General features: G+C 39.5%; 10 protein-coding genes. 2 read left to right on the top strand and 8 right to left on the bottom strand.

What is annotated here, in order from left to right; all coding sequences use genetic code 11:
- Positions 1-2: 2 nt before the first annotated feature.
- The gene (locus FXX65_RS05335) at positions 3-1,001 is read right to left on the bottom strand and encodes an alpha/beta hydrolase fold domain-containing protein (RefSeq protein WP_147615400.1); all 999 of its coding nucleotides are present in this window, start codon (positions 999-1,001) and stop codon (positions 3-5) included.
- A 47-nt stretch (positions 1,002-1,048) separates the two neighbouring features.
- Here FXX65_RS05335 and metA point away from each other — a divergent pair, with 47 nt between their 5' ends.
- Positions 1,049-1,966 carry a homoserine O-acetyltransferase MetA gene (gene metA, locus FXX65_RS05330; RefSeq protein WP_147615399.1) on the top strand — a complete coding sequence of 306 codons (918 nt, stop codon included), beginning with the start codon at positions 1,049-1,051 and terminating at the stop codon, positions 1,964-1,966.
- A gap of 97 nt (positions 1,967-2,063) precedes the next feature.
- Here metA and FXX65_RS05325 read toward each other — a convergent pair whose 3' ends face one another.
- The 7 genes from FXX65_RS05325 to FXX65_RS05295 form a co-directional block, all read right to left on the bottom strand.
- The gene (locus tag FXX65_RS05325) at positions 2,064-3,170 is read right to left on the bottom strand and encodes an SAM-dependent methyltransferase (RefSeq protein ID WP_147615398.1); all 1,107 of its coding nucleotides are present in this window, start codon (positions 3,168-3,170) and stop codon (positions 2,064-2,066) included.
- On the bottom strand, positions 3,155-3,541 hold the full coding sequence (locus tag FXX65_RS05320) for a PilZ domain-containing protein (protein ID WP_147615397.1): 387 nt from the start codon (positions 3,539-3,541) through the stop codon (positions 3,155-3,157). Before FXX65_RS05320 ends, FXX65_RS05325 begins: the two co-directional genes overlap by 16 nt.
- A gap of 65 nt (positions 3,542-3,606) precedes the next feature.
- On the bottom strand, positions 3,607-13,362 hold the full coding sequence (locus FXX65_RS05315; protein ID WP_147615396.1) for a FlgD immunoglobulin-like domain containing protein: 9,756 nt from the start codon (positions 13,360-13,362) through the stop codon (positions 3,607-3,609).
- Positions 13,363-13,872: 510 nt separating this feature from the next.
- Complete coding sequence (gene fabZ / locus FXX65_RS05310; RefSeq protein ID WP_147613139.1) at positions 13,873-14,304, bottom strand: 3-hydroxyacyl-ACP dehydratase FabZ; 432 nt, start codon at positions 14,302-14,304, stop codon at positions 13,873-13,875.
- A 235-nt stretch (positions 14,305-14,539) separates the two neighbouring features.
- A complete protein-coding gene (fabF, locus tag FXX65_RS05305; protein WP_147613140.1) occupies positions 14,540-15,784 on the bottom strand; it encodes a beta-ketoacyl-ACP synthase II in 1,245 nt (414 codons plus the stop codon).
- Between the two features lie 372 nt (positions 15,785-16,156).
- Positions 16,157-17,527 carry an NADP-specific glutamate dehydrogenase gene (gene gdhA / locus FXX65_RS05300; protein ID WP_147615395.1) on the bottom strand — a complete coding sequence of 457 codons (1,371 nt, stop codon included), beginning with the start codon at positions 17,525-17,527 and terminating at the stop codon, positions 16,157-16,159.
- A 428-nt stretch (positions 17,528-17,955) separates the two neighbouring features.
- On the bottom strand, positions 17,956-18,816 hold the full coding sequence (locus tag FXX65_RS05295) for an aldo/keto reductase (protein WP_147615394.1): 861 nt from the start codon (positions 18,814-18,816) through the stop codon (positions 17,956-17,958).
- A 230-nt stretch (positions 18,817-19,046) separates the two neighbouring features.
- Between FXX65_RS05295 and FXX65_RS05290 the strand changes: the two genes are divergently transcribed.
- On the top strand, positions 19,047-19,895 hold the full coding sequence (locus FXX65_RS05290) for a LysR family transcriptional regulator (protein WP_187116225.1): 849 nt from the start codon (positions 19,047-19,049) through the stop codon (positions 19,893-19,895).
- The last annotated feature ends 33 nt before the right edge of the window (positions 19,896-19,928 follow it).

Genomic DNA, 19,928 nt, shown 5'->3' with positions numbered 1-19,928 from the left:
GTTTAGTTTTTAACGTTTTTTGTTTCCAAAGTAAGCCAAATTTCTGTTTGGCTGTCGCTTGAATCTATCTTTCGCTTTGTAAAAAGCGAGCCTATCCGCTCGATTGCAAGATGGGCTTCTTTAAAATACTCGTCTGCCATTTGAAACATCGCTGGCATCCCCTTAAAAACATCTACTTCGCACTCAATTCCAGAATCTAAAAACTTTGCCTTTAAATTTTCTGCATCGTCGCGCAAAAACTCATCTTCGCCAATTTGAATATACACTGGAGGAAAGTTTTCCAGCTGCTCCCTTGTCGCTTTTAAAGGAGAAACCAGTGGACTATTTCGATTTTCTTGAAAAGTATAAAGTTCGGCAGATTTTTTTATTGCCAACGCGTTTGTAAGGTTGTCGCCTGACTTCTTTTTTTGAAATTTTTGAGAATCCACACTCACATCAAGCCAAGGGCTAAAAAGAACAACTTTTTTTACTGAAAGACGGAATCTCTCTTTTAGACTTAAAATAAGCCCCATCGCAATGGAAGCTCCAGAACCGTCGGCCATTATTATTATTTCTGGTTTTGATTTTTGCAAATCAGAAGCGTTGTCCAAAGAGTTTGCAACAAGTTCTTCTGTATAGATGGAACGAAAAACAGTCTGCACATCGTCCAAAGATGCAGGATAAGGATGAGTTGGTGCAAGCCTGAATTCTGGTACGACTGCCCTGCTCGACAAACTGGAAGCCAAAGACGCAACAAACGCTCTGTATACTTTTCTTGAACCGCCGACAAAACATCCGCCGTGAATATAGAGAATAATCCTTCGAGTACTGTATAAAACTGGCGAAAGGATGTCGCAGGAAACGGTTGAATACTTTTTTTCTTCAAAATCAACGCCGTTTGGAAGAATTGGCTCTTCAAAAAGCTCTTCCATCTTCTGCCTGAAATCTTTTACTTCCGCCTTTGTAGAAAAATATAACGCCTTTAATTTTTTTAAAGCAAGTTTGCGTTCATAGTAAGCCATAGGAATCCTATGATAGTAAAAAGTTCAAAAATTTGCTACAGTAAGCCATGCCTATAAAAATTCAAAGCGACTTGCCAGCAAGACTTGTGCTGGAAAAAGAAAATATCTTTGTGATGACAGAAAACAGAGCGTCAAAACAGGATATTCGCCCATTAAAGATTGCGATTGTAAATCTTATGCCCACAAAAGAAACGACAGAAACCCAACTTTTGCGTCTTTTGGGCAATACGCCACTGCAAATAGATATTTCGCTCGTCAGGATGGAAAAGCACGAGTCCACTCATGTAAGCGGCGAGCATCTGGAAAAATTTTATATTCCTTCGAGCGACATTTTTAAAAACAAATACGATGGAATGATAATAACCGGTGCTCCTGTTGAACAGTTGCCGTTTGAAGATGTCGATTATTGGAACGAACTTTGTCAGATAATGGATTACGCAAAAAAAAATGTTTTTAGCACGCTTTTTATATGCTGGGGTGCTCAGGCAGGGCTTTATCACAATTATGGAATTGAAAAATTTGCTTTGGATAAAAAGGCTTTTGGGATTTTTGAAAATCACAAAATTTTAGAATCTGAGCCATTGTTGCGTGGTTTTGACGATGTTTTCCCAGTTCCAACGAGTCGTCACACTTCTGTGCACCGCAATTTAATCTTAAAAGAAAAAAAATTGCAGGTTCTTGCAGAAAATCAAGATGCAGAAATAACTTTGACTAAGTCTAACGACAATAGACTTATCTTTATGATGGGACATTTAGAATACGACACAGAAACCTTGAGCAAAGAATATTTTAGAGATAAGGAAAAAGGTCTTAATATTGATGTTCCCCTAAATTATTTTCCAGATGATGATTCATCAAAAAAGCCTAAAAATTCGTGGCGAAGCACAGCTCATCTTTTTTTCAGCAACTGGCTAAACTACTACGTATATCAGGAAACTCCTTACGATATAGAAAAACTGGATTAAAAAATTCGGCTTCGTTTTACAGCAGAATCTCAATCGGGAAGTTGGTATAAAAAATCTCCGTCTACAAAATGTTGATGTAAAAAAAATGTTGCAGGCGTTAATCCTTGGAGTTGTCCCAAAATTTTGACCAAAGCCAAGTTAATTCGTGTTTGTTGTAATTTAAGTGAAGAACACGACTGTTTTTTATATCAGCAAATTTTTGTACCAAAGACCAATCTATTTCGCCCTGCATTTTTATTGTGCATATCATATTATTTGTAAGACCGCTTTCTATCCAAAGGTTTACCCATTCAAAAAGCCTTTGCGGATAACAGATAACATCGCTAAAAACCCAATCAACAGGCTTCGTTCCCAATTCTTTTGCTACATCTTCTGGCTTTAAAGTGAATGCATCGTGAGCAGCAAATTTTATCAATTTGTCTTTCATCAATTTTGAATCGAGTTCTGCTCTGTCTACTGCAAACACTTGAGCACCAAGTTCTTTTAAAACCCAAGTCCAACCGCCTGGGCACGCACCTGCTTCAAAACATTTAGATTCAGAATGTGGAAGTTCTAATCCAGAAAAATGTCTAAAAAGGGTCAAACTTTCCTGCAATTTTAAATAAGCGCGGCTCGGAGGATTTTCGTGGTCTTCTTCAAAAACGATTCTTCCAAATGGAATTGAACTCGAAGTTTCTGCACTTGCAAGAATCGTATTTTCGTCAATCAAAGTGAAAAATCCCATTGGAGTGTGCGGAATCTCAAGGGAAAATATATTTTTACCGGTTTCGTCGGTTTTAAAAAATTTTTTTGGTTTTAAATTTATATACGGCAATTTTTCCTGAATCAAAGCGCCACGCCTAAAAAAGTTATAGAATTCTCCAGCCCAATTCCGCTGAATTTCCTTTAACGATTTTGCCGCTTCGCCAATAGACTGAAAATTGAGCAAAAAGGGTTCATACAAAACAAGGCTTGCCCAATAAGGATTTGAATTTGATTTGACCTTTGAATTTTCTTTTATTTCTTCTCTTTTAAAATCTGGGCAAAAAAGCAAATTTCCGTACCAGACACTTTTGTTTGCAGAAAATCGCTCCCCAGAAATTGTCAAGGATTTTTCTATTTTGCCAAAATCAAAGCGTTCAGCTAATTCATTTTCTAAAAGATTTTTAGATTCAGGAAAAGCCAAAAATGCCGTTCCAGACAATTTTGTTATACAAACTGACATGAAGTTTCTTGAGGAAATAGAGAATCAAAATCAGAAGAGTAATTTTCTTCGGAAAGTTGCTTTATGTAAGACTCCAATTTAGCAGAATCCGGAGAATGCAAAAACGAAAAACCGATTTCTGTTGTTCCGTCTGCTCTTTCTTTTTGCCACTGCGGATGACAATAAAGAACAAACGGTTCAGTGTTCTCTCTTGAAAGCCTTATATGAATTTCGTAGTCATTTTCCATATTGAGATTAACTGGAGCATCGTAGTGAATTTTACAGCCCGATTTTGAAATATCATCCAAAACGCCAGCAACTGGACAAAGGTCTTCGCACTCTGCTCTGCCAAAATCTGAAAAACGAACATTTTTTCTAAGGTTTTGAACCATACGCTTGATTATGAACAAATAAAAACTTCGCGTCAATAAAGATTATTTTTACTGACGCGAAAAAATCATTCTTTTACACACAAAACTTTTCGTGTTTCGTCGATTTCAGGGCCGGTAACTCGCACAAAATAAAGCCCACGCGCAACAGGATTGCCTGCATTGTTCGTTCCGTCCCAGTGGAAAAAATGCGTGCCTTGAGATTTTGTTCCGTGCGAAAGCCTTTTTACGATGTTGCCGTCGAGCGTCATGACAAAGACATTCAGGATGCCGTCTCTTGCTTGGTCAACTTGAATTACGGTTTTTTCGCGGACATTTACATTTATGACATTGTTCAAAATTGAAACGCCACCCCTTTGTAAACTCACATCTTTTATTCCGAATGACCAAAGGTCAACAAAAGGAAAACCTTTGGAATTTATTTTGTTTTCTGGCATCCAAAGCGCATAGAGCGGAATTTCTGCGGTTGGACTTGAAGGAACAAAAAAACTTGGGTCAAAATCTGCATCGTGATCTATTGTTACGCCTTGCACCTCGAACAAAAATTGAATTTCATCGCCAGGGTCAAAAGTTGTTGATGCAAATTTGTAATCATAGAGCGGTATAGCTGGAGGATTTGAAGTGTCAGGAGTGAGCGTTTCGAGCAAACTAGTTGAAACTTCTGAAGTCGCAAGTGCGCTCATCTTTTCTGGAAGCCAAAGCCTCCAAGAAGATCCTGTAAGTCGGTTTAATTTATCGCTTATCATAAAAGAAGTAAGATTTGTCTTTTTTGTAGCCAAAAGTTTAAAAGTGTCCGTCGAAAGAATATAATCGTCATTTGCATCGAGCCCAGCAATTATTCTTGTTCTAAATACGATGTCGCGTCCTCTTACAAGTTTGCCGTAATTTCCTTGCGTTTCTGAAAAATCGTGAACAGCGTAATTTTCTGCTTTAGATTCAAAATCGTTTCCGTATATGCCTTGTTCGTCCCAGTCGTCATTATCTTTAGGTAAAGCATGAGCATACAAGACATCCACTGCGTTTATCGCAAAGTCCGAAATTGCATGTGCCTTATTTTTTGTAAGATAATTTCCTATAAAGTCGTGTATCTTTGTGTCGCTTATCGGGTCTCCTGTAACTATATCGCCAACTGTATCTGTACCGTGCCCGATATTTCTAATCCAAAGATTTTTTATATTGTCGAGCGTTATTTTTCCCACTAAATTGAACAGGAATGCGGTGTATTCGTCGGACGAAGATACGTATTCAACTGAAGCGATTGATATTCCAGAATATGGTGTATTTGTCTGTTTTTGGCAGATTCTAAAACTGTCTTTAATTTCATTCAGAGCATCAGAAAGTTGAGTGGAATCCAAATCGCCAAATGCATAAGAGTCACCGTTTGGATCCGTATATGCGAGCTTTTTTGTGAATATAACATAAACCTTGTTGTTTCCTATTGGAGCAAGGCTCATAACATAAGAAGGCGCAGTTAAATCTACAGAAGCGAACGAAGTTTTCTGGCTATATGAAGAAGCAAGGCGGTTTCCTGCTAAATCCGTGATAAAACTATTTGCTGGTTCGTAATAAAAATTAAAAGCACTTCTAATAGGGAGATAAGTGTCACTGTCGTTTACAGGAATGCTTAAATACAGGCCGTCGCTTGCTGTAGCGTTATCTGTAGAAGAGCGGAAAAGCGAACTGCGCACAACCTGCCCTATTTCCGCAGACCCTGCCGATTTTTCGGAATTAGAACCGACAATATAACTAAACGAAGAATTTTCGCCTGCAAGAGATGAGCGCCTTATTCCACCTGAGGTTTGGCTTTGAGAAGTAACAGTCGAAGTTACAAATGGTCTTGCCCCTCCAAAAGTATCTGGAAGCGTTTTTATGTTTTCCATCCAGCCTTTTTTGGACTTCCACCAATAGTCAACTCCCAAAGAAGAATTTTGATTTTTATTGTTATCAAAAAGATGAACTTCTATCGACTCGATATAAGAGCCTGTAGAGGCACCGATTATCTCGTAAGAACTTGAATGCGAACCTGCTGCCCAGGAAGTCCAGTTTTCGCCAGAAGTGATGAACGGAGCAATCACTGGCGGAAGAACATCCCAAAGTCCATACAGTTCCTGAGTTGTAGAATTCACTACAATGTCGCCCAGAGGATGATTTTCAGTTCCTACGCTGTCTAAGGCTGTAAAAATATTGTTTCCATCTTTGTCTTTTGCTATATCCGTTATAAATGAATTTGAGATTCTTGTTACTGCACCGCTTGGAGTTTGTGCCGAATCTATATAGCCAACCCAATTTCTGTATAAGTTTGAATTGTGAGTTACTGTTCCGTCTACGTATCCTGCAACGCTTAAACGTAATCTGTGGGTCTGTGCAGCTGGACTGCCAGATGAAGTTGTGCTGAATTTTCTGTAAAGTGCATGCGGAGAATCGCTTGAATTTTTAGAAGCACAAATCAATTTGCCAGACGCAAGATGAGCAAATCCTTCCACAGTAAGACCATTTCCGTTCGCAGTTGTTCCACTTCCTGTAATGTGAGCGCCGTGTTCTAAAGAGTTTGCAAAAGAAACTGTTGCCCTTGCATTCAAATCGCCAGCATTAAAGGCGAGATTTCCAATGTTCACCGCTTCTGAATATTTGAATTCAATAAAATTATGAGAATCGTATTCGTTTTGGCTGGTTGCACCAATGATAGAATCGTAAACGCTGTGTTTTTCCTGACCTGTATAAACTGCAATTAAAACAGGACTTGCCCTGTCTTCAACTTTATTGAATGAAAGAGGGACAGAAGAATTTTCCAATCCTGCGCCGTAATTTCTGCTCATGGTGTGTCCGTTTGCAGCGGTAAACATTCCTTCCAAAATAGAAAGGTCTGTCGTAAGATTTTTATGAGTTCCAGAGCGGTCGGTTGAGTCAAGCGAATTCGTCGAAAGTGCATTATACGAAGCCGTGCCTGTTGCGTCTGTGTTCCAAGTTTCTTCAGCGCGTATATAAAAAGAACTCACATCGCCTGCGTCATTTGTTAAAGGCGTGGTGCAGTCAGCATCTGTATAAACAGAGAGGATTTTTTTTGTTCCATTTGAATAAAATATCCCTCCAGATGCGGCCGAAGTTGATGAAGAAGTTAAGCCGATGTTAGTTGCAATTTCTCCGTTTGAATTTTCCAAAGGCATATCAAATTCAACAAAAACCACATCGTCATAAACCGAATACGCATTTTTAATACGAGGAACACTGCCTTGAACATTTGCATTTGTTCCCGCTAAAGTGTTGCCCTGCGTTTGTCCGTGAGTTTCGCTATCGACAGCACCAGCACAAAGCCAGCCACCTGTAACACTCAAATTATTCAAAGTTGAATTAAACGCCACCGCATAAGGAATCCCCCATTGTTTTTCTGTAACAGAAGAGGTTGCATTAAAAACCGGATTCGATTGTGAATTATCTTGAATCGAAATCGTTGCTCCAGAAAGATTTGCACCGTTTAGATAAAAGTTCTTTCCAATAGTTAAAGTCGCGCCCAAAAATGAAAGGCTTGTTCCAAAAGTTGAAGACGCTTTGTATATCAAAGAATCGTAACCGTAGTAAGCAAAGCGAGTATCTGTGCCAGCAAAACGAGGATCGTCATAAGAAGAAGCACTACCCCAAATTGCAAAATCTTGAACCGAAGTTATAGATGATGAACAAGAAATATTTCCAGAATAAAAATAAATATTGTGAGCGGAAATCGAAGAAAGAAGAGCCAGAGTAGAAGAGGAATCAACAAAAAGCGGAGAATTCAAAAGCGTGATTGAATTTGCATTTGCGTTCCATACGAGTGGTGCAGCGTTTAAAACTCTAACTCCACCAACAGCGTTAAAATTTTGTGCTCCACTAGAAACATAATCGCCAGAAATCATCGTTATTGTGTTTGCTGTTGTGCCACTTCCAAATACGCCAGCAGTTGAAGGCAATGCTTTAAAATCGGCAGTTCCATTGGAATTAAAACCGTTTAACTGCAATTTGCCAGCGGTTATATCTATAGAAGATAAAGCAGTTGTTCTTCCCAATGTTCCAGACGCTGTAAAGGATTTTCCGTCATAAACTTTTGCATCAAAAGAACCTGGTCCTATTACAGAATCGATTGAAAAATCTCCTCTTGCTTTAAATTTTACACCAGAAGAAATTTCAACATCGCCAGTATAGGTTTGACCCAAAGTTGAACTTACATTTTGCTCTGTTGATGAAGAAAATTTTGTTGTTCCGCCAACCGTTATGCTTGCAGAAGAAGTTACATCAGAAGCAAAAACCGCATTGCTCGTTACAGAAAGCGCTGCACAAGTTACAGAGCCTGTAACTCTCGCATTTGCTCCAGCCGTAAATGAGCCTCCAATGCTTACTTGCCCCGCAACTGCAACGTCTGCACCAACTGTGCTCACAGAATAAGAGTCCGCACCATCGGTTAAACCTGCTGCAAAGCGAATTAACTTTGTGCTAGGCGCGGTTAAAACTGCATTTGCTCCAAGCGTTACATCGCCTGCATATCGCTGGCTTTCTCCTGTTAACGAAGAAGCGATTACCCCTGTCGTTGTTATGCCTGCTGTTTTTATCTTTGTTGTTTCAGAAACGTCGACGCTTTCTGCCTTTACCGCACCGCTAAATTCTGCATTGCCGTTTATAGAAAGCACTTTTAACGCAAGGGTTTCGCCTATGCTCGAATTAAAAATTGCATTTCCACAGGTAAAGCTTACATCGTTTGCGCTACCCAAAGAATTGACTTTCTGATTAAAAGTAATTTTTTTGGTTCCGCCAGCAAAGCCTGTGCTCTGTTCAAAATTTATTGGATTTGCAATCGTCAAATCGCTGGTAAAACTTACGGTCGGGCAATCAAATTTTACTGCCATAGTTCCGCTTACATTTTGTGCTGCCGCTTTAGAAAATTCTATCTTTGAACTTGCATCAAAACTGACTGCATTCCTTACATCTAAGTCGCCTTTGAATGTGAGCACCGTTCCTGTCAAATTCCCATCTATCTTTACTGTTGAACCATAAATTTGAGTTGCAACGCTCGTTACAGCGCCTTTTAATACGACAGGACTTACGATATTAAGATTTTTGCATGTTGCTCCTGCGGATAAAGAAAATTCACTGGAAGCATTTAACTGAACATCGCCAGTTGAGCTAACAGAGACATCGCCTGTAAAAATATTTGCTCCAGAAAGCGAAACATCGCCACTCGTATTTATTAAAGTTGTGCCAGAAACTTCTATTATTGAACTTACGACTGCACTTCCTTTTATGCGCAGGTTTTGATATTGAAATCCTGCCTCTGAACTTCCATCCCAAACAAAATCGGTTAAATCTGTACCGCCGTACTCTACTGTCGAAGAGGAGCCGTTCGCCATTGTCGCCAAAATCGTTTGAGGAACAGAAATTGATTTTCCGTTGAGTTTTACTAAACCGTTGTTTGTAAATTCTCCAGCCGTTACATCGAAAGTCGCAAAATCAATTTCCGCAGATTCTTCTACAGTTATAGTTCCAGGGGTGTCAGAATCGAGATTTGAATACGACGGATAAGAAATATCTATATCGGCAGTGAGCAAAGGATAAACACTCGGAGAAGCTACCGCTGGAATCTTTACAGTTGAGCCACGTCCAGGAACAGAATTTTGAACCCAGTTGCCAGCAGTAAACCAATCGCTTGTGCCACCGCTCCAAACATATTCCATCCCTGGAAAATTCCAATAAATGTTATTTCCGCTGTCGCTGCTTTTTAAAGCTGTAAGATAATAGTCAGCAGAGCCGTTTTTTGTAATGTTTTTGCAATTTTTTATATCAACATATTCAATTCCGTAAGATGAAGTTGATTCTGCAATCGTATTAGGATTTAGGAAAAGTTCCCATTGCCCAGTTGAAGTTAAATTTAATTTAGAATCCTGCGTTCCAGAAAGAAAGATTTTTGAAGTAATAGTCTGTTTTTTCCCAGAACCAAAAGTTAAAGTTTTTCCAGCCTGCGATTGTGCTATTAAACTTGTAAAGGAATTTGCCTGATATATATTCGCATTACCTTTTATCGTAAGTTCTGGATTATTTGCGATTACTCCATAAAAATTTGTAACATGAGAACCTGTTGTGTTTACAGTAAATCCATAGCCAGAATTTCCTGTAATTAAATTTGAATTGATTGCACTCGTTCCAAAGTTTATATCCCCCGCAGTTGACTTAAATTCAACGCCAGAAGTGCCAATCGTTACAAGAGTAGTATAGATTTGCGCTGTGTTGCTTGTGATATTTCCGCCAGCAGAAGTTGTTCCGCCAATCGTTATGCTTGCAGAAGAAGTTACATCAGAACCAAAAACCGCATTGCCAGTTACAGAAACGACTGCACAATTTACTGCACCTGCAACACTCGCATTTGCACCAGCCGTAAACGAGCCATCTATATTTATCGCACCTGCAACTGCAACGTCTGCACCAGCAATACTCATCGCATAAGAGTTTGCACCGTCTGTTATTCCTGCCCCAAAGCCAATCGATTTTGTAGCGGGTGCGGTTAAAACTGCATTTGCTCCAAGCGTTACATCGCCGGCGTATCGCTGGCTTTCTCCTGTTAACGAAGAAGATATAACTCCTGTCGTAGTTATACTTGCTGTTTTTATCTTTGTTGTTCCAGAAACGTCGACGCTTTGCGATTTTACTACACCGCCAAACTCTGCATTGCCCGTTACCCAAACATCTTTTAAGGCGAAACTCGAGCCAACAGTGGAATTAAAATTTGCGTTCCCGCTCACCTTTAAATTGTAAGTTCCTTCAACAGCACCGGCAAAGATCACTGTTGCTCCTTGCAAAAAACAATTAACACCAAGAGTTAATGCTCCTCCATAAGTTTGATTTCCACTAGTGCGGACAATAGGAGCACTATCGCTATTTAGAGCATTAAAATTTGCCGTCGCACCTGCACTTGTTACGAGGCTCGTTCCGCTAAAACTGGCAGAATCCGTTATAGAAAGGCTTTGCCCTACAGAAACAGCATTTGTCGCCGTTAATTTATGATTTTTTATCGCAAGTTTATAAAAAATCTCTGTTCCAGTTAAGCTTAAAGAAGAATCTGCGGAAAGTTCAAAAATAACTTCGCTCGTATTTGCCACAAATCCGCCAGAAGAGTTTGCATTTGTCCAAGAGCTTTTAACTGTAAAAATCTTGTTTGCACCGCCAATCAATTTTGCAGAATTTGCTATATCGACAGCGTTTGCATCTACCGTTCCAGCCAAAGTCGTCTGCCCAGAACCAACTCTCAAAGTTCCTGCAAGTTTTACCACATCGCTTAGAGTAACAGTTCCGCTGAAAAAAACAGGTGCAGTCTGCAAAAAATTAGTATTGCTAAAGTTTATAGTTCCGCTTCCGCCACCAGTATAAGAAGCGATTTTTAAAAGTGCAGAATTTGAAACTCCGCTTATGCTTAGCGAATTTGAATTAAATGATGAAGTATCAAATTTAAACGAATTTGAAGAATTTGCAGTCGCGGTTTCTGTAAAACTTATATCAGAGTTTGTTGCAGCAAAAGAAACCTTACCGCTAGAACCAAATGTCCAACTTCCCCCATCACTTACACTCTGGCATTCTTTAGTAAAAAGCAAATTGCCATCGTTTTGAACAGTTGCCCCAGACGCATTTGTAAAGTTTTCCCAGATTCCAGCCGTGCCGCTGTCCACTTGCAAAATTCCCCTGTTCACGAGAGCACTATTTACAACCGCCGTATCTTCCAAAACCAAAGTTGCTCCAGAATTTACAGTAAAACTTGAAGCCGCTTTGATGTTATTTTCGTTTGAAGAATGGGAGTTTTGGATAGTCCAAGTTCCACTTTTTATAAGAAGTTTGTAGTAATCGTTCGTAGAATTTGAGCCATTATAAATATCTGTAATGTTTCCACTTGCACCGTTATATTCAACAGTTCCTCTGGCATTATCCATTATCAAAACAGCAGAAGAAGACGATGTCGCCTTATAGTAAAAGCGCCCACTTCCAGAAAACACGATTGTTCCAAAATTTGTAAGGCCGTAATTAGAGCCAGAGCGATAAGAAGTATTCAGTGCAAAATTTGAAAGTTCCACTTTGCACGAAGCAGATGATGAAGTTCCGACAGAAATTTTATTTATGTACACTGCAGAAGTTAAAACCAAAGCATTGAGGGCAGAATCTGCAATCGTTATTTTGCTTGTTCCTTTTGTGTCATCTGGATATGTAAGCGCAGTTGTTCCGTCCGAATATTGCCAGTTTGAAGCCGTTGTCCAAGAACTGTCCGTCGTTCCGTTCCAAACAAATTCTTGAGTGAACCAGTATTTTGTCGTCATAGTTGCTGGCGAACTCATATTTAAATCTTTTACAGTTGCAGTTGAAGGAATTAAATCCAGTTCATTTGCAACATTTGAAGCGGTTACGGAATTACAATATCCAGCCAGCGTATAAGCAAACGATGAACTTGTCGGCTTGGTCGAAAAAACAGCCTTCCACGGCGAAGAAGAACTTTGAGAAGCAGAAGTTAGAGTGATTTCCTTACCGCTTGTTCCGTTGCAAGAAAAATTTGTAAAATTTTGAGTTGAATTGTCTTCAAAGGTAACGGTGCACGCAGAAGAGTTTACAGAAGAATCCGCTTCAAAAGAAGAAAAATCATTATCGGTTTTAAAAATGGTAGATGAAACCAATTTAATCTTTGCGTTAGAAAGGCTTGAATTAAAGGTTACAGAATTTGAAGTTCCAGAGTTTGCCGTCAAAGTGTGGGACGATGTAGTTACAGTGTTTGCAGATGAAGTTCCAAAAGCAATTGCACCCGAAGAACTAAAAACAGAATCGGCAGTTAAAGTCAAATTTCCGCTATATGTTTGATTTCCGCTGGTCGTAACATCTCCACCAACAGAAGTCGTTCCGCTAACAGAAACTGAAGAAAGTGCAGTTACAGAGCCAACCGCTCCTCCAAAAACCGCATCACCTGCTACAGAAAGAGAACTTGAACCATCAACTTTTGCACTAAAAGTAACAGAGCTTCCTGTAAACAAAGTACTGCTAGAAGTAAGCGTAACGTCGCTTCCGTAAGTTTGACTTCCGCTGGTCGTAATATTTCCACCAACAGAAGTCGTTCCGCTAACAGAAACAGAGGAGAGTGAAGTTCCTAAACCTATCGCAGAAACAAAAACTGCGTTTCCAGTTATAGATAAAGCCTTTAAATTTGCATTCAAAGATTGCACATTAGAGTTAAAAGTTACAGTTCCCGATGCAGATTCGAAATTAAAATTGTTATTTAACTTCACAACTCCGCCGTAACTTTGATTACCTGCCGTGGTAACATCAGTAACATCAGAACCAAAAATTACGTCCCCCCCAATACTAATAGACGACGGCCTTACATGCCCCCTAAAAGTTGCCCCACTTGTAGCAGTAAAGCTGCCAGCACAATCGATGCTCGCACCGTGTCCTTCATAAGAGCCAAGACTTATATTCCCGCTAGAAGATATTGCACCAGTATTCGTCAATTTTCCACTTATAGTAAGCGAAGACGAGCCTGTAATGTTTATTGCTCCACATACAACATCACCAGAAACACTAACTGTAGCATTATTTATGATTACATTATCGCTAGAATCGTTTGGATAGCCGTCAACGTCTGGAGCATCAGGAGACCAATTGACAGGGTCATTCCATTGGAGAGGACTTCCGCCACCAGTCCAAGTGAAATTAGTAGAAAAAACAAAACCACAAGAAAAAAGAGCAAAAACTCCCAACAAAAAAGCTCTTTTAATCCGCGACGGAACAAAAATCAAAGAAAAAACAGAAAATATATCAAGCTTATTAAGCAAAAACATCTCTTAAAAAACTCCTAACCACATTATATTGCACGTTTTAAAGAACAAAAGCCAACAAAACCAAAGATTTGCACTTTCAAGAAATTCCGACAACTTCGCTTTTTAAACATCGGAGAAACAAAAGAGTTAGTTAAAAAAAATCAAACATTTATGGGGAATATTGTGATTAAAAAACTGGGCGCCACACCTAAAGGTGTCGGGTGTTGCGCGGCTTGGTGCCCGCGGTCCTGGCGGACTTCTGCAAAGCAGAACCGCTCCACCCCCTGGCGCAAAATAAAATACAAGCGATGTAAACATCAAAAAAAAACGATTCTCTAACAAAAAGAGAACCGTCATTATTCAGCAAAGCTTTGTACGAATTTTACTGCACGCAAAATGCGTGCCTCCGCCCACTCACCTTTGCTATTGCAAGATTATCGGTCTCGCTGTTAGTTACCTTTTCCTACTAAGCACATACGTCGCGCAAGCGCTCCGCGATGTGTAAGGAAATTATTTTAGTCCGTAGGACCGCTATTTAGCGGATCCTACTAAGCACATCCATTCGGCTTGGGCGCAGAGGGTTTCGCCTACGTAGGCTTTGCCTTCCTGCACTACCATGTTTTTTGTGCAGCGCTTGTTTTGTATTTCCATACGCACGGTGTCGCCTGGTCTTACCTGATGTTTGAACTTTACATTGTTCACCGTTGCCAAAAAGAAGAGACAACCTTCGTCAAATTTCTTCTGCAAACTCAACGCAGCTCCGCCACCTTGTGCCATTGTTTCTATTAAAATTACCCCAGGAACTACTGGATACTCTGGGAAGTGTCCTTTAAAGAAAAAATCTTCTTCGGTAAATTTTCTTGTGCATACACTTCCGTTTTCGTCGTAACTGTCGATTGAATCGACAAATAAAAAAGGTTTTCTGTGTGGTAATAGGGATTCTATATCTGTGAATTTTTCCATGATTTTTTTCCTGTTTTTTTAGGATTGTGATATTCTGCCTGCATTTAGTAAATGTTTTGCTATAAAAAAATTGCAGACAAGCCGTATTATGCTCGTTTATGTATGAACGGCGTACTGAGCTTCGATTGTGCCTCCGGGGCGATGCGGGGTGTCCACGCAGAAAGGGTAGCGCATAATGAAATATGCGCGTAGGGAAAGGCTTTTCCCTCCTTTCCCTAATCCTTGCAAACAAATTCTAGTTTACTCTTTTGAAAACCAAAATTCCGTTGTGTCCGCCAAAGCCGAAGTTTCCGCTCATTGCAACTGGAACATCAATTTTTAAGCCTTTGTTTGCTGTGTAGTCTAGGTCGCAGCCGCCTTCAACATCCTGATTGTCCAAGTTGATTGTTGGCGGAATAAAGCCGTCTTCAATTGATTTTATGCAGACAAATGCTTCCAATGAACCTGCGTTTCCTAAGCAGTGGCCTGTCATCGATTTTGTTGAAGAAATGTGCAATTTATATGCTGCTTCTCCAAAAGCGATTTTGAGCATCTGAGTTTCGCCTGAATCGTTTTTGTGTGTTGAAGTTCCATGCGCATTGTAGTAAACAACATCTTCTGGTTTTATTCCTGCGTCGTTCATTGCAAGTGTCATTGCACGTGCGCCTTTTATTCCATCTGGATTTGGTGCTGTAAGGTGATAACCATCTGTTGTTGCACCGTAGCCTGCAACTTCTGCGTAAATTTTTGCTCCACGAGCTTTTGCGTGTTCGTATTCTTCGAGGATGAGGATTGTTGAACCTTCGCCCATTACAAATCCGTCACGATCTTTGTCAAACGGACGGCTTGCTCTTGTTGGTTCTGCTTCCCATTTTGAAGAAAGTGCTTGCAAAACACCAAAACTCAAATTTGTAAATCCGTTGATTGCAGACTCTGTTCCGCCTGTCAATGCAACATCTACCCTTCCACTTCTGATTTGGTCTAAAGCATTTCCGATTGCGTCTGTTCCAGAAGCGCAAGCTGTACAGATTGTGTGTGCAGGTCCGTGAATATTGTAAACGATGGCGATGTTTCCTGCTGCTTCGTTAGGAATGAGCTCTGGGATTGTCATTGGAGAAGTGCGTGTAAAATTTGAAGAGAAATAGCTCTTAAAACCTGCTTCTGTAACTTCAAATCCACCGATTCCAACGCCAAGATATATTCCTGTGTTGTCTAAAACTTCTGTGTTGCCAGTGAGTTTTGCATCGTCCAATGCCATTTTGCTTGCTGCAACTGCCAACTGTGTAAAGCGAGCCATTTTTCTTGCTTCTTTTGAATCCATGTAATCTGATGCGTTGAAATTTTTTACTTCTGCATCGTATTTTACTTTGAACGGGGTTGCATCGTATCCTGCAATTGGTGCGATACCGCTTTTACCAGCTTTGAGTGCTTCCCAAGTTTCATCAGCAGAATTTCCAACTGGACTTACACAACCAAGTCCTGTAACAACTACTCTTCTCATAATTTCTCCTATAAAAAGTCGTTGAAGGAAGTGCCAACTTCCGAAACGAGTTTTTAGTTAGCCGTTCACAGCATAGCGAGAACGGCAGTATATCCGAAGTTTGCAACGCAAACTTGCCAAGAAAATAAAGCAACGTGATTTTATGTGCTTTATGTTCCACTACTTCCTATAAAATAAGATTCGCAATGCAAAACTTTTTTATAGATAAACTTTTTACTTCGACAAAATATCAGTTTTTGTCATTTTAAGCAATACGATTTTTATTTTCCAACACACTTCGACAAATAAAAAACTGCCCTCGAACAGAATTTTCGTTCTTAGGACAGTTTTTTGGTAAATCACCACGCGGTTTTTTCCATTTTGATTCGACTATTATACGAGTCCCTGAGCTGCCATTGCTCTTGCAACTTTTAAAAATCCGTAGATGTTTGCGCCTGAAACATAGTCAACTGTTTTTGATGGCGCATATTTTTTTGCTGTGGCATAAGCGTTGTCGTGAATATTTGTCATTATTCTCTTAAGTTTTTCATCAACTTCTTCGCGTGTCCAAGACAAGCGTTCTGAGTTTTGGCTCATTTCCAGTCCAGAAACTGCCACTCCGCCTGCATTTGCCGCTTTTCCTGGTGCAAAAAGTACATCATTTTTCTGCAAAAACTCTATAGCATCGGCACGAGTTGGCATATTTGCTCCTTCTGCAACGAGTTTTACACCATTTGCAACCAATTTTTTTGCATCTTCCATGAAGATTTCATCTTGAGTTGCACAAGGAAAAGCACAGTCTGCTTTTACGCCCCAAGGTTTTTCTCCCTTAAAGAATTTTGCCTTTGGATATTTTGTAAGATAAGTGTCTATCTTTTTGCGCTCACTGCGGAACTGTTTTACAAATGCGAGCTTTTCTGCATCGATTCCATCTTCGTCTAAAATGTAGCCTGTAGAATCTGAAAGTGTTAAAACTTTTCCGCCAAATTCATTGATTTTTTCGCAAGCGTATTCTGCTACGTTTCCGTCGCCAGAGATTATCGCTGTTTTTCCTTTAAAATCTGTTCCGGCAGCCTTTAGCATGCACTGTGCAAAATAGATAAGTCCGTAACCTGTTGCTTCTGTACGAATCAAAGAACCACCAAAATCCAAACCTTTTCCAGTTAAAACGCCTGTAAACTGATTTGTGATTCTCTTATACTGACCAAACATGTAAGCAACTTCGCGTCCGCCAACACCCTTGTCGCCAGCTGGAACGTCTGTGTCTGCGCCTATATGGCGATAGAGTTCTGTTATAAATGACTGGCAGAATCTCATGACTTCTGCGTCGGATTTTCCGTGAGGGTCAAAATCGGCACCACCCTTGCCGCCACCCATTGGAAGAGTTGTGAGCGAATTTTTTAAAACCTGCTCAAAACCCAAAAACTTTAGAACATCCAAATTTACTTCTGGAGAAAAACGAAGCCCCCCCTTGTATGGACCGAGTGCCGAGTTAAACTGAACTCTAAAACCGCGGTTTACACGAGGCTTTCCCTGGTCGTCTGTCCAAGGCACTCTAAACATGATGATTCTTTCTGGTTCCAAAAATCGTTCCAAAACTGCTGTTTTTTCGAGTTCTGGCATTGTATCCACAACTGGCGAAAGTGTTTCGAGAACAAGTCCTGCCGCCTGTAAAAAATGCTCCTGATCTGCATAGCGAACTTTTACATCTTCCCAAACGCTCTTACAATAAGCGTTTTTTACATTAAATTCTTTTAGTGCCATAGTTTTCTCCTTATTTTGCATAGCAAAAAAATAAGACGCCGTAAACAAAAATCCATCTTATAAAAATTGAATTTATAAACGATAGAATCTTATTTACAGCGTCTTTGCTGTTGCTGATAAATCTATTTTTTTTACAAAAAACTGTCAAGTGTTTGTGTAAGATGAACTCCTTTTTCGCCTGAATGCGCTAGGGTATGGAGCAACGCGTTTACGCGTCCACCGCAGGCGGCACTTTTGTGTCGCCGAGGAGGATGAGCGTTAGCGAATTGCGGAACACCCGACCTTGAGCAAAGCGAAAGGTAGCGCCCTTATAAAAAACTGGAAAATTTTTGATTTGAACATTCACAAAATCTTAAAATCCAATTTTTTTTGCAGCCTTTAAAATTACCTCATTTTTGATAGTGGCTGCATTTTTTGTTTTCCAAAAATTATGCTTTATTTTTTCTTTCTTCTACCATGCGCACAAACCATTCCACCATATTTGGATCTTGGTGACTAAAAAATGAACTTGTCTGAGTGTCTAGCGAAGCGATTTTTTTCATTTCTTCATCTGTAAGTGAAAAATCAAAAACATTTAAATTTTCTTCCATGCGATTTTTATGCGTTGACTTTGGGATTACAACGATTCCCCTTTGCAAATGCCAGCGAAGCATAACCTGTGCTGTTGTTTTCTGGTGAGCTTTTGCAATTTCTGTTAAAACAGGGTTTTCAAAAAGATTGCCTCTTCCCTCGCCAAATGGTGCCCAGGCTTCAAGCTGAATTCCATATTTGTCGTTCCAGTTTTTTGCTTCAATCTGCTGATTTAAAGGATGACATTCAACTTGATTAACCATTGGTTTTATGCGATTAAATGATGCAAAATCAACGACACGATCCGCATAAAAATTAGAAATTCCGATTGCCTTTAGAACGCCCTGCTCATATAAATCCTCCAATGCTCTCCATGCACCGTAAGAATCGCCAAATGGCTGGTGCAAAAGCATTAAGTCAAGATAGTCCGTCTTTAATTTTTTAAGCGATTGTTCAACAGAAGCCTTACAAGCATCATAACCGTAATGTTCAATCCAAACTTTTGTTGTTAAAAAGATATCGCTGCGTGCAACTCCAGAACTTGAAATTGCATTTCCAACTTCTTCTTCATTAAAATAACTCTGTGCAGTATCGATTGAGCGGTAGCCAACTTCTAAGGCATCGCTTACACAGCGTTCTGCTTCTTCTTTTGTAACCTGAAACACTCCGTATCCCAACTGCGGCATCTTAATTCCGTTTGATAGAGTTACGTAATCCATGATAATTCTCCTTGAATTTATTTTATTCTGGTAAAAAACAATGTTTTTCAAAAAAAAGCTTCAGTATTGCGACTTTTTGCATTGCACGAAAACTGCCGTCAAAAAGTTTATATCTGTTGCATTTCTTTAAGATGATTCAATTTTAATGTTAAACGATGAGCTTTGAACAATCAAAGTTTTTTATCAAAGTATGCGTTGCGTGCATAGCAAAAAGCGACAATAATATAATTATGATTGAAACCTATATTCTCAAAAATCTTGTTGCCTTTGCAGATTATGGAACTCTTGTGGCAACAAGCGAAAAAGTGAATATTACACAACCTTCTATAACTCGCTCGTTTCAAAAATTGGAGCAGGATTTAGGAATTCCGCTTTTTGATAGAACAAAAAATACAATCGCTTTAAATGCAACAGGAAACCTTGCCGTAAAATACGCAAGGAAAATTCTTTTACTGCAAAAAGAAATGGAAACAAAATTGCAGGATTTTTACAAAAAGACAATCGAAATAAAAATTGGCTCGATTGCGCCAATGCCATTGCAATTACTTACGGAACTTTTAAGCACAGAATACCCGAAAACAAAAATTACAGGTGAACTTTGCGAAGAAAATGAAGTGCTTTTTACTGCTTTGGAAAAAGATAAATTTCAAATTATAGTAACAACACAAACGCGTTTTGATGAGCGATTTTATTCACAGGAATTTTTTGAAGAGCACTTAAAACTTTTTATTCCAAAAACACACAAACTTGCAACAAGAAAATCTGTATGCTTAAAAGACCTTGCAGGCGAAACTTTTATAATGCTTTCTGACTTGGGATTTTGGAAAAAAATAAAAACAGATTTGATTCCAAATGCAAAATTTATCGAGCAAAATGATATAGAAGGTCTCAAAGATATAGTAGAAAATTCAACACTCCCGGCGTTTGTTACAGATTTTACAGAAAAGTCGGATTTGTTGCCTCCAATAAAAAAAGCAAACCGAATTGCAATTCCAATTACAGATGAACAGGTAAATGTAAAATTCTATGCAGTGTGCCGAGTAGAGATGATGAGGCAGCTTAAACAGATATTGCAATAATGCGCTAGGGTATGGAGCAACGCGTTTACGCGT

The organism is Treponema pectinovorum, assembly GCF_900497595.1.
Taxonomy (GTDB): Bacteria; Spirochaetota; Spirochaetia; order Treponematales; family Treponemataceae; genus Treponema_D; species Treponema_D pectinovorum.
Note: the sequence above shows the minus strand (reverse complement) of the source record. Positions and strands in the feature narration are given on the sequence as shown.